We start from the raw sequence: 11,635 nt of genomic DNA, 5'->3' as shown, positions 1-11,635 counted from the left end.
ATTATAATTTGTTAATAGTATAGAATGTTTATCCATTTATATAACTCATAAGTTTCCACATATAACTCATAAGTTTGCTACTAAAAATTAATAGTTTACACAAAAAAACTCATAAGTTTAATTTACCTTTTTATACAAAATTAATAGTTTGCATAAAAAACTCAATAGTTGCTTTAAAAAAATATATAGTTACCTCCCTCTTTGCTAGATTAATAGTATTATATTTATATATATATGTTCTCTCTAAAAAATTTATTTACTAATAAAATACCTTATATCCCTATTCATAAAATTAATCCTGATGAATTTATTCTCATTAGTAATTATCTTATTCTCTCTTCTAGCACTATTCACAATTTACTCGGCATTATTATGGCTTCCGGCATACCTTTAACACATCTAAAAGATCCTTTTATCAAAATATTTTATACTTTTAATAACAATATTATTACTTATACATTAAGTAATGGTCTACAGTTTCAACAATATTCTTTACTCGAACCCAATGTTATTGCTACTTCCATTAAAAATTTAAATAAAAATATTTTATCTTCTATTCATGCATACAAAATTAACTACATCGCTAAAAATATATTCAACTTCTCTATCACTACAAAACATATAATTTCTATATACTCTTTGATTGCTAAGTCTAAAAATACCTTCAATAATATCTATTACAATAATACTCATCTCAATATCCTATTAGATAATCAACCTTGTATACTAGACTTATACGAAAAAATAAACTATATTAAGTCTTTTAACAGACTAAAACTTAATAAAAATAACCTAGATCTATTTAAAAACCATACTAATAAAAATCTCTCTACTATCGCTTCTCTGGTTGAATCCTTCTTCCTTGATCAAACATCAAACAAAAACCTACATACCCTCAAATCTTATATTAATCTACACCTCAAACAACTTGGGATACCTTATAAATCTACTAATAGATTGCAAAAACAACTATTATCTCATATATTTTTGTAATTATACATTGTATATTTTTGTGACATCTCTTTAAAAAAAATACATAAAAGAAAATAAATTTGTTCACTCAGCAGCAATTATGTACAAATTGATAATAATATATTGCTTGTACTATTGTAATGAAACCCTAAAAATTTCTTACCCTATTCCTTCCTGGAAAAATTACTTTTTCTCTCAATTCAAAAAAACTATTCTCTCATATATTTTTGTAATAAAACATTGTATAATACTTATAAGGAGACTTCTATGGGACTTGCCCAACCAGTTATCACACAGCAAATGGTCATCGCTGAACTTACTAAAGCCGGTATTAAGAGAGACATTGCTATTGATCTGTCTTACAGATATTATAAAAATGAACTCACTTACAAGGATATTGAGTTCTTAAAAGAAAACTTTGATATAAAATTGAAACACTTAGAAAATGGGATTAGTAGTATTAAGGATGAACTTAATACCAAAATCGATACTAAATTTAATGAACTCGATAAAAAAATAGATACCAAATTCAATGAACTCGATAAAAAAATAGACTCTGTTGAGAATAATTTTAACCTTAAGCTTGAAAAAGTTGAAGCTCTTTTACAATCTGAGATTAAATCTGTCAAAACCGAACTTGATAACAAGATTGATAACAAATTTAATGAACTCGATACTAAGATTGATGTTAACAAAATGGAACTTAAGAGTACATTAAGACTTCATAATTGGATGTTTGGGACTATTATTACCATCTCTATAGGTATTTTATTAACTCTTATCTTTAAGTAATTGTTTAATTTAATTAAAAAGCAATAAATCACATAAATTGATACTACTCTAAGAACTTGGTATACCTTATAAATCTACTAATAGATTGCAAAAACAACTATTTTCTCATATATTTTTGTGACATCTCTTAAAAAAATACATAAAAGAAAATAAATTTGTTCACTCAGCAGCAATTATGTACAAATTGATAATAATAATATATTGCTTGTACTATTATAGTGAAATCCTAAAAAAATTTTTTAACCCCCTAGCTTAATATCAATTAGTAAAGCCTCTCTTTTTTCCTTCCTATTGCTTTAAAGCTTTTTTTACTTTATACTTACTATAAGGAGACTTCTATGGGACTTCCCCAACCAATAGTTACTCAACAAATGGTCATCGCTGAACTTACTAAAGCTGGTATAAATATAGATATTGCTACTGATTTATCTTATAGATACTATCGTAATGAACTCACTTATAAAGATATTGAGTATTTAGAGACTACTTTTAACCTTAAGCTTGAAAAGGTTGAAGCAAATTTAAAATCTGATATTAAAGACCTCGATAATAATTTTGATACCAAATTCAATATACTCGATAACAAAATAGATAACAAATTTAATGAACTCGATAACAAAATAGATAATGTTGAAAATAATCTTAACATCAAGATTGATAACGTTAGAACTGAATTAAAATCTGATATTAAAGACCTCGATAACAAAATTGACAACGTTGAGAATAATCTTAACATCAAGATTGATAACGTTAGAACTGAATTAAAATCTGATATTAAAGACCTCGATAACAAAATTGACAACGTTGAGAATAATCTTAACATCAAGATTGATAACGTTAGAACTGAATTAAAATCTGATATTAAAGACCTCGATAACAAAATTGACAACGTTGAGAATAATCTTAACATCAAGATTGATAACGTTAGAACTGAATTAAAATCTGATATTGCATCTATGAGCTATGAGATTTCTCTTGTTAGAAAAGATATGGAAATTAATAAGATGGAATTCAAAAGTACATCAAGATTACATAATTGGATGTTTGGGACTATTATTACCATCTCTATAGGTATTTTATTAACTCTTATCTTTAAGTAACTAATCTTACACATTGATACTACTCTAAGGACTTGAGGGTTTAGCTTTTTTAGTAACCTTAACTTGCTTACCCCTTTCCCTCCCTTCAAAGCCGTCTTCTACCTCTAAAGCACTCACGTCATTAGCAATATCCTCAAGCCCCTTAACAACATCCTCAGTTACATCAACAACTTCCCTTTGTTCTAATTTTTTAAGTAACATTTCCTTATAATCTGCATAAAACATATCCAATATATTATTCATCAACGATCCTCTTTTGGTCTCACAATAATAATCATCTTTGCCTATTTTATTAATCGTAATATCAAGGGTCTCTCTATATTTTGCTCCTATCCAATCTTTAACGTATCCATATACATATTCCCAGTCAATATCTTCTGGCTTAAGTATTGGAAAATTAACTATTCTCAAGTCTCCCTTTCTAGACTGTACTTCATCGCTCATATAAATTTCCCAAAACCTATGGCGTTTGATGTATAGCCTTCTTACTAAATATCTTAAACTAAATTTCATGTCATATCTCCTCTTGCACCTAATTTCAGGTTCTCTTCTAAAGATGAAAGCATGATCCCTAAACTAGATATAGAGAGACCCTTAGTAGTCTTAAATCCTTCAAAATTTCTATTAAGCACAACCGAACTTGATAGACTGCAACCTCTCTCATAAGGCTTTAAATTACTCATGTTGTTCTCTGTGTCAACGCCCATATTCCCTACCCTGCTTTTCTCTAAAGTAGCAAACATACTTGCCCTAGCTTGTTCCCTAAGACAAGCATCCTCTTCACGAGCTCTTTTTAAACGCTCTTCTCTCTCTCTAGCTTCACGTTCAAACAACTTGCTCAAATATTCTTCTCTTCTCTTTATCTCAAGTCTTCGTTTTTCTTCTTTTTTCTTCTCTATTTTCTCTCTCTCTTTAAGACTTAAATGTTTATCTTTCATCTCTTTAACAACTGATGCGTTATGCTTAACTTGTATATGCCCTCCATAAGTCTCTTTAGGCTTATAATTACTCTTGTACTTATTTGGGTACCAATCCCTAAATCTCCCCTCCCATATAAGCTCATAATCACTAATAACGCCATCCCTTCGCTTCATCATCATCCATACCTTATATTTGTACCTATTGCTAAACTGTTTTAGGAAATGCTCTAAAATATCTTCTATGTTGTACTCACTTCTGTATTCAATGATTGCTCTCTCTAGATTAATCAGGGCATTTATGTAAGTTGCATCATTGTTACTACACTCTTTTACTCGGGTTAGGTAGCTTTTATCGATTTTATGTTTGGATACAAGCCGTATTTCTACATCATCCCTTTTAAATTTGCGCATTCTTACCTTTGGTTTAACGAAAACAGTTTTTCCTGAAAGCAATTCTTTAGAATTCTTATTATTTATATAGCTTATATTAGCTTTATTAAATACAGCCGATTCCCCTACATGCGACATTTGGCTTATATTATTATGTTGTCTTAACTTAAGAGGTATGTTTAACCTTTCAAGTTTTGTGTAATTAAATGTTGTATTTTTGTTGTCTTTATCGAAATCACCAACAATTCTTTTGTCCTTTAACTTTTCTTTAAGCTCTTCTTTAAGATATTCTAAAATTATTTCTTTGTGTATGTGATCAAGTTCCATATTTTGTACATAGTGAGAAATGCTTCCCTTATTTTTTCCAAACTTTCTAATTTTAGATTTTATTAACCCGGTTTCATTTAGAAGTTTGAGGTCTCTTTCAAATGTTCGTCTACATACTTTTTTATGTCCGTCATTTTCTAATAATTTACTTACAATATTGTAGATATCACTTGCTGAATATTCTTCAATTCCACTCGATTTTTTGTAGTTTTTATTCTTTGCATTTATGACCCAATAAATTTTAATCAGTCTATCGTATTTGTTTAATGTTCTATTTATTAGCGATTTAACTTGTGATACACAGATTTCTTTAATATCAGGGGATGTTTTATCTTTATTTGATTCTATAAGATTATTTAGTATTAATTTTATTTTGTCTTGTGATTTGAATTTTTTTGTTTCTTTTGATATAATATCCATATGTTTGCCTTTAATCCAAAGTTAAATTTTCTGTGAAGCTTTGGATTGGGATTTTTTTATTATATATAAAAATTTCACTTTTGACTAGGTTGTGAGTCGAAGTGATTTTTTTATATACCACTTTCTTCTCTTCCCATATTTTAGAAACCATTTTTGTAAAATGGCTAGTTATATAATAAAATTTTTTATATATTTTGGTATTTATGATTCTTCTCATTATCATAAATACCAAGTCTATATTAATATAAGATTATTGTCAATTAAAATTCGTTAATATTTTTTTTTGATTGGTTTTAAAACTATCCACAATAGATTACTTATTTTAATGTACGATAGCATTATTGATTATTAATATTGAATATTCTGTATAAAAATTTTTTTTTTGAATTACTAATATTATATATTTCTCTCATATAAATTAAGTATTTTTTTTATTATTTGTGTTGCAATAATTGTTTTGTATGTTTTTTTCTTTTATTAAGTTTTGTATTTCTTTTTTTAACTGTAGTATTTCTTTAGTCTTATTTTTCGTATCTTCTTGTGTTTGTCCCGTTAAATCTTGTATTTCCTTTTTTAGCTGTAATATTTCTCTATTTTTGTTTTTCATGTCTTCTTGTATTTCTTGTTTTAGTTGTCTTATTTCCGCGATAATTACGTTTGTATCGATGTTTGTAATTTTACCATTGTTTATTTTTTTTTGGTTATCTATTTCATTATTTTGAAAATAATTATTTAGTTTGCTTTTTGTATTGTTTATTTTTTTTTCAATAGTTTTTGTAGTATTTAATCTTGTTTCTTTTTTTCTTAAGTTTACAGTTAAATCAGGTAATATATCTTCTGGTATATATCTAATATTGTTACAAACAACATATGCATTTAAAAAACCTATTTTTCTAGAAATAGTACTAAGATCTATTTTGTAGTTGAAGTCTGTTTTTAGTAATTCTACTGCTTCTCCAATTTTGTATAATTTAATGTCATTTATTTTTTTCATTATAGTGTTTTTTCCTTTTATTTAATTTTTATTTATTACTATATATAGTAATAAATAAAAATTAAAAATAGTATCATTAGTTAATGATTATTGGTTAATAAGTTAGAAATTGGCGAATTTAAATTGACTTAATTGTATTTTTTTGTATAATGAACCTAAATAGTGTTTTTTCAATGCGAGATAAAATAAGCTACTTTGCTTTTGTTAGCTTTATTTAAAATTTAAGAGGTTAGGAAAAGTGAAGTTTCTTGTTTGTCATTAAAGGCTTGAAAAGGAGGGTTTTAGGTGTCTAGTGGGATTAAGAGACAGATTAATATTATTGGAACTATTGCAACAACATTAATGATTTGTGTGTCTGGAGTTGGAACCTATGCCCTTAAAGGATTTTTATCTGATTTGAAAAAAGAGATGATGGAAGAATTACACATTGAATCTGAGAAGAGACTTAAGGGAGAATTTGAAGCTTTAAAAATCTTCTTAAGAGAAGACCTTAAGAGAGACATTGAAAGAGTAAATTCAGAGAGTAAAGAGATGATGGGGGAATTAGAGAGTCTGTTACTTAAAGAGAGATTTAAAATCAAAAGTGCTTTTAGGGAAGAATTAGATAAATGTTTCGGTTTATTAAAAAATTTTGAAGAGGGGGTTTATGAGAAGTAAAATTTTTATGGTTCTTTATGATTTTGCATACAAAGCTTTGAAAGATTACTTTATTAAAAAGCATAAATCAGAATTGCTTGAAGGTGCTGTGTCTTTAGAAGATTCATCTTACCGAGTTTGTGAAAAAATAAGAGAAATAGAAAAGCATAGGTTAGTAGTTCCTTTTCAATATAATTTCAAGGACCAAAACGTTGCTATTTGCAAATTTGGATGTTATTTTTTATGCATTTTGTTTATTGCATTTGTAGTGAAAGAAATCAAAGATAAAGTTGAGAAATATTTTGATAAGTTTGAAGTCGATTTACTCTTCAAAAGCCTTGCAACTATTGGTTGTTTGAAGGATGTCAATTCATACGTACTTGACCCAAATTTAATATTTAAGCATCTTGGAGTTGGTGACGATATTCATTATCTGAATGTCCATTATTCCCCTACTAATTATGACCCTGATAATTGTGATATTTTAGTTGGCAAATACAGAGATAGTGAGAGTGATTTATACCATTTTGTAATTCTTGATAATGATTTAAGTTCTGTTATTTGGGACTCACTTGGGAGTTCTAAAGCTGTAAGTAATGGCGTACTTGAGTCTTTAAGGGTATTTAAGCTTGTTGATTCGTCTCTTAGTTTTGATATTAGGCAAAGACTTACCCTCTATAGTGAGCAGTTTAGAAATGTGTAAGTAGTAAAAAATATATTTTGGAGGTTTTATTTTGAGTGTAGTAAAAAATATAAATAAACTTTTTGATGCAGTAATGGCAAAAGATTTTCTACTACAAGAATTTGGTTATGTTTTAGGAGAATCTAAGATTGAACTTGCACGCGAGGGAATGACACTTACAAGTTCAATTTTGAATTTTATCTATTCTATCAAAGATGAGATTGTAAAAAATAATGAAAACAAACGTGCTTTTGAGATCATAAATTCAAGACTAAGAGGTGCTATTGACCTAGCAATTGATGCTTGCAGGGCTTTAGAGAATGGTGAAAATTGGGATGAATATGACAGGCTTATTGAACTTAGAGGTCAAGTAGCTAAGGAAGCATTAGATAAGATGGAATTAAAGGACTAGTAGGTTGTTATGAAGTTTAAATTTAATTTTTTAAATAATTATTTGTTATCTTTATGTTTGTTATTTTTAGTATTCTCTTGCAAAGGGATTGCAAGTCTTCCAAAAGAACCTACCTTAACTGGTAAAGAAGACCCTATAAGCTTAGCTCGTGATGAAGCTTCATTATTTGAGTATGCATTAAGTCTGAGTGCATGGCTTATTGATGCTAAGAGTTATGTTAATGATTACTATAAGCAGCATAAATTTCCATTATTTGAAATTTTTGACCCCACATTTAAGGGTGGTATTGGAGAAGAGGGTATTAGGCTAAGAATAGCTTATTATAAACGCTACATAGCCTCAGTTAAACCCATTGCTCTTGATGTATACCGTAGGTATACTCAAGTGTCCTTACAGGAGTAGGGTAGGCAAGGGAGCTTTAAGTTTGCAACAAGAAGATAAAGTTGAGAAGGATTTAACAGAAGGGGGTTTAGTAGATACACTTATTTTTGAAGCTGTCCCCTCCCCTTCTGTTCACTTGTCTTCTCTAGATATTAGCACGCCCTCTTTAGTAGTTACTGATGAGCTAATCTCTAGTGATCATACTGACTGTGAAGTTGAATCTAATTCTGAAGATATTCAAGTTGAAGATATTCAAGAAGAGGAAGAGCATCCAGGGTTTTGTGACTTAAGTATTGTCTTTTTTACCGATGAAGGTCAATTCTTTGATCTAACCCCTTACACTGATATATCTAGTGTGTCTTTGGAGCTTAAAATTGTAGACCCTACACTAAAGACAGCATCAAGTAGTTTTAAATTTGAAGCAAATGGTCTTTCAGATGAATTTTTAGACTTTCTATTCTTTAGGAAAGAAGAAGTATATGTAAATGTAAGTGAGGGCTCTCAGTCATTATTCAAAGGTGTTTTAGAAAAATTTTTCAATAGAGAGGTTTTTAACTCCACTAAAAGTATTAGCTTTACTGTGAATGATTATTCTAAACTTTTGAGTGTTGTTTTTGAGAAGCCTATTCAATTTCCTGTTAATTACAATCCCGATTGGCTTTATGTATATAATCCATTAGTAAAGGAGCTATCAGTAGTCCATCTAATTTTACAGAAAAGTAATCTTAAAGATTTGATTGATGATGATGGCTCTGAGAGCATTTTGGCAAAAATTCCTGCAGTAATTATTGCTGATGGAGAGGACCTTGGGACAATTCTATCAGCACTGCTTTATGAATTTGGATATGCATATACATTTACATGTGATGGGAAACTACGAATTTTACCTATTTGGAAGAGCGAGGTTATAAAAAGGGATGTAAAGCTTTGCTCTATTGATGCTTCAAGTTATATTCTATCAAAGAGTAGCTCTAGTAGTTATGATTCAACCAGGGTTATTTGGAGAGAAGGTAAATTTCAAAGTAAAGAAGAAGCTATTTCAAATAGAAGACCGCTTTATTCTGCACCCATTAATGTTCAAGGATCTGGGAGTAGTCTTTATGTTGCAGTTTTGCAAAAAGGAGTAGTATACCCTGATTTTGCAGATAAAGTAGGTAGTCTTGTCTATCAAGAATATGATCCTAAATGGTTTGATACTGCTTATAAGTGGGATTTTAAGAAAAGGGAAGTATGGCATGACCATTATGCAATAAATGATCATTTAGCCATAATCTCAACACATAATCTTGAGTCTCGTTTTAGCGCTGACTCTGATATTAAACTTGTACATGAAGAATATTATCCAACAAAAGCACGAATTTGGTTTAAAAATACATCCTCAAGTCAAGGTTCTCGTTATATTTACTATTTTGATATATATGGTGATGTTTTTTATACAACTGCTCGTAATATATTGCAGACTGATAATGCAGATGATTTTTACAGTAAGCGATTTGAGTATTCAACCAGGTTTATTTTTGATTCCAATTCGGCTGTACGTCTTTTTGAATTCTTAACCAATTTAAGAGTTAAAGGACACACAATCGTTAATTTTAGGTCAACTCAAGAATTAGACCTTACTGATTTTGTAAGACTTAAGTTTGAGGATTATGATGTAGATCATTTTTTCTTGATTTTATCAAAAAAGATTTCCGGATTTGATATGAATATAAGACTTTACGAGTATGAAGGAATTACATGGGGAGATTACACTCACTATGATTACCTTACAACTTCTAAGTATATAGGCTCTAGAGATAATTTAGAAGCTATTCGTGAGGTTATAGTTGCACCCTTTAATTATATTGCTGCTAGAGATAATGATTTTGCAAATCCCCATCTTGTTGCGCCAGGCTTTAAGGATGAAGTTACATTTCAGGAGGCTTTAAGCTTAGCAAGACGTTCTGGAACAAGTAAAATCAGATTACTCCCCGGTGATTTTTATATGTACGGTTCAGTTGATATATCTAATTTCGAGCTTAAAGGAGAGGACGGCGTTGTAATTCGCGCTGGTGGTTTTGCAAAAAATATTTTCACTGCAACTCGTTCATTTAAGATGTCAAGGCTAACTATATGTCAAAAACCTATGAGTGAACTTTGGATAAGGGGTGGTAATTTGAGTGATGAGGAGCACTTAGATTCATACCTAAAAGGTAGCGAATTTGTACCCTTTGCTAATTTGAGGTTGTGTTCAAGTTATAGGCTTAAAGAAGAAGAGCGGTCGTCTATTTACTTAAATGACGCAAGTTTCATTTACCTTAAGAATATTACATTTCTTTGTAATGAAGGAGTGGCTTTAGAGACAATAAAAGTTAAAAAGATACTTCTTGAGAATGTTATTTTCAGATCTACAAATTGCGGATTTGATATTAGTGATGTTGATAATATGACGCTTATTGGAGTTGAGATTGAGTCTAATAAAAAGGCATCGGTTGCAAATGGAGTTAATGCAATAATGAGGGGTGGTGTTGTTAAGAAGAATAGAGATGGCTTACACTTTGCGAATTTTTCAAGTCTTAAAGTTAATGAAGTTGAATTTTTAAGTAATACAGGTGTTGCATTAGAGCTTGATGAAGTTGTAAATGCAAGATTTGCAGGAAATAGTTTTGTGGAAAACAAAGTAGGTCTTAAGAGTAATTCTCTAGATTTGTTAATGCGTGATTCATTTTTGAAAAATGAGATTGGTATGTCTTTTACAAAAAAATCGGATTTAAGTGCACGAGTTATTGATTTTAATGTGTATGAAGAGAATATAAAGGATAAGGAGGAGGTAGCATAATTTGGCTATAAGTGATGATGATTTTGAAGAGATAAAGAGACGCTTACAAACTGATAACGTTAAGATACAATTTGGTGCTGGAGATATGGAGAGGGCGAAGACTTATATTGGTAAGCTTGGAGAGCCGATTGTAGTAGAGGATAAGGGTTTATTTGCTATTTGTAATGGTAAGAGTAGTGAGGATAGAAAATACTATCCAATAAATAAAGGTTTACCACCAGTCTTAGATGATACTTTGGAGGCTTACATAGAAGATTTGGTTGAGAGATGTTTGGAGAATACTTATCCAGGCTTTTTAACTTCTGAGTTTGCACAAGAAGGATCAAAGCTTACTAGGTCTAGGATAATTGAAGCGTTTGAAGCAACAAAAAAGTTTTGTTTGCCAGATGGGAGAAGCCTTCCGGAAGGTTGCTTTGTAAGGGAGAGATTTGGAATTTCATCTGCACCAAGTCTTGCGGGTAGGTTTTTAAGACACCATGACAGAAACGGTTCTTATGACTCAGTTCGTAGCATTGGAGATACTCAAAGTGACTCATTTGCAAGTCATGACCACTACATAAATAGAGACAGTATTAATTTTGATGGTCGTCTTGTTAGGGGTTTTAGTAGACTTTACAAATCTGGAGATTGGTCTGGTGGTAATTATAAGTTTGTATATGACCTAGTACTTGGGGATTATATATCAAAGTACAGTTTTCCAAATTGGACAGAATACACAGGAGATAGTGAGACTAGACCTAGGAATTTAACGTATTTGTCATTCTATAGATTTGATTGGTGAAGTTGTGTTT

At 29.9% G+C, this 11,635-nt stretch carries 12 protein-coding genes; 9 read left to right on the top strand and 3 right to left on the bottom strand.

Annotated elements, in window-relative coordinates:
• Positions 1 to 234 precede the first annotated feature (234 nt).
• From bpSLO_RS06665 to bdr (bpSLO_RS06655), 3 genes are all read left to right on the top strand, one after another.
• Positions 235 to 993, top strand: a complete 759-nt coding sequence (locus tag bpSLO_RS06665; protein WP_083253479.1) for a hypothetical protein — start codon at positions 235 to 237, stop codon at positions 991 to 993.
• Positions 994 to 1,239: 246 nt separating this feature from the next.
• Positions 1,240 to 1,764, top strand: a complete 525-nt coding sequence (gene bdr / locus bpSLO_RS06660) for a Bdr family repetitive protein (RefSeq protein ID WP_025407685.1) — start codon at positions 1,240 to 1,242, stop codon at positions 1,762 to 1,764.
• A gap of 338 nt (positions 1,765 to 2,102) precedes the next feature.
• Positions 2,103 to 2,864 (top strand): Bdr family repetitive protein, encoded by a 762-nt coding sequence (gene bdr, locus bpSLO_RS06655; RefSeq protein ID WP_246990090.1) that lies wholly within the window; start codon positions 2,103 to 2,105, stop codon positions 2,862 to 2,864.
• Between the two features lie 24 nt (positions 2,865 to 2,888).
• Here bdr (bpSLO_RS06655) and bpSLO_RS06650 read toward each other — a convergent pair whose 3' ends face one another.
• From bpSLO_RS06650 to bpSLO_RS06640, 3 genes are all read right to left on the bottom strand, one after another.
• Entirely contained in the window at positions 2,889 to 3,308 is a 420-nt protein-coding gene (locus bpSLO_RS06650; protein WP_246990089.1) for a hypothetical protein, read from the bottom strand.
• A 65-nt stretch (positions 3,309 to 3,373) separates the two neighbouring features.
• On the bottom strand, positions 3,374 to 4,921 hold the full coding sequence (locus bpSLO_RS06645) for a plasmid maintenance protein (protein WP_246990088.1): 1,548 nt from the start codon (positions 4,919 to 4,921) through the stop codon (positions 3,374 to 3,376).
• 418 nt (positions 4,922 to 5,339) lie between these two features.
• A complete protein-coding gene (locus bpSLO_RS06640; protein WP_246990087.1) occupies positions 5,340 to 5,915 on the bottom strand; it encodes a hypothetical protein in 576 nt (191 codons plus the stop codon).
• 285 nt (positions 5,916 to 6,200) lie between these two features.
• Here bpSLO_RS06640 and bpSLO_RS06635 point away from each other — a divergent pair, with 285 nt between their 5' ends.
• Genes bpSLO_RS06635 through bpSLO_RS06610 form a run of 6 tightly spaced genes read left to right on the top strand, consistent with a single transcriptional unit; the run spans position 6,201 to position 11,625 of the window.
• A complete protein-coding gene (locus bpSLO_RS06635; RefSeq protein ID WP_246990086.1) occupies positions 6,201 to 6,572 on the top strand; it encodes a hypothetical protein in 372 nt (123 codons plus the stop codon).
• Positions 6,562 to 7,254: a DUF261 family protein gene (locus tag bpSLO_RS06630; protein ID WP_246990085.1), complete on the top strand. Its 693-nt coding sequence runs from the start codon at positions 6,562 to 6,564 to the stop codon at positions 7,252 to 7,254. The genes bpSLO_RS06635 and bpSLO_RS06630 overlap by 11 nt, the downstream gene beginning before the upstream one ends.
• Before the next feature lie 31 nt (positions 7,255 to 7,285).
• Positions 7,286 to 7,645 (top strand): hypothetical protein, encoded by a 360-nt coding sequence (locus bpSLO_RS06625; RefSeq protein WP_246990084.1) that lies wholly within the window; start codon positions 7,286 to 7,288, stop codon positions 7,643 to 7,645.
• 9 nt (positions 7,646 to 7,654) lie between these two features.
• A complete protein-coding gene (locus bpSLO_RS06620) occupies positions 7,655 to 8,047 on the top strand; it encodes a BBA14 family lipoprotein (protein WP_246990083.1) in 393 nt (130 codons plus the stop codon).
• A gap of 22 nt (positions 8,048 to 8,069) precedes the next feature.
• Positions 8,070 to 10,844: a right-handed parallel beta-helix repeat-containing protein gene (locus bpSLO_RS06615; protein ID WP_432432498.1), complete on the top strand. Its 2,775-nt coding sequence runs from the start codon at positions 8,070 to 8,072 to the stop codon at positions 10,842 to 10,844.
• A gap of 1 nt (position 10,845) precedes the next feature.
• Positions 10,846 to 11,625 carry a hypothetical protein gene (locus tag bpSLO_RS06610; protein ID WP_025407603.1) on the top strand — a complete coding sequence of 260 codons (780 nt, stop codon included), beginning with the start codon at positions 10,846 to 10,848 and terminating at the stop codon, positions 11,623 to 11,625.
• The last annotated feature ends 10 nt before the right edge of the window (positions 11,626 to 11,635 follow it).

The sequence above is a fragment of the Borrelia parkeri genome (assembly GCF_023035815.1).
In the GTDB taxonomy this organism is placed as follows: Bacteria; Spirochaetota; Spirochaetia; order Borreliales; family Borreliaceae; genus Borrelia; species Borrelia parkeri.
The sequence above is the reverse complement of the archived record's forward strand: the minus strand, read 5'-3'. Positions and strand labels throughout refer to the sequence as shown.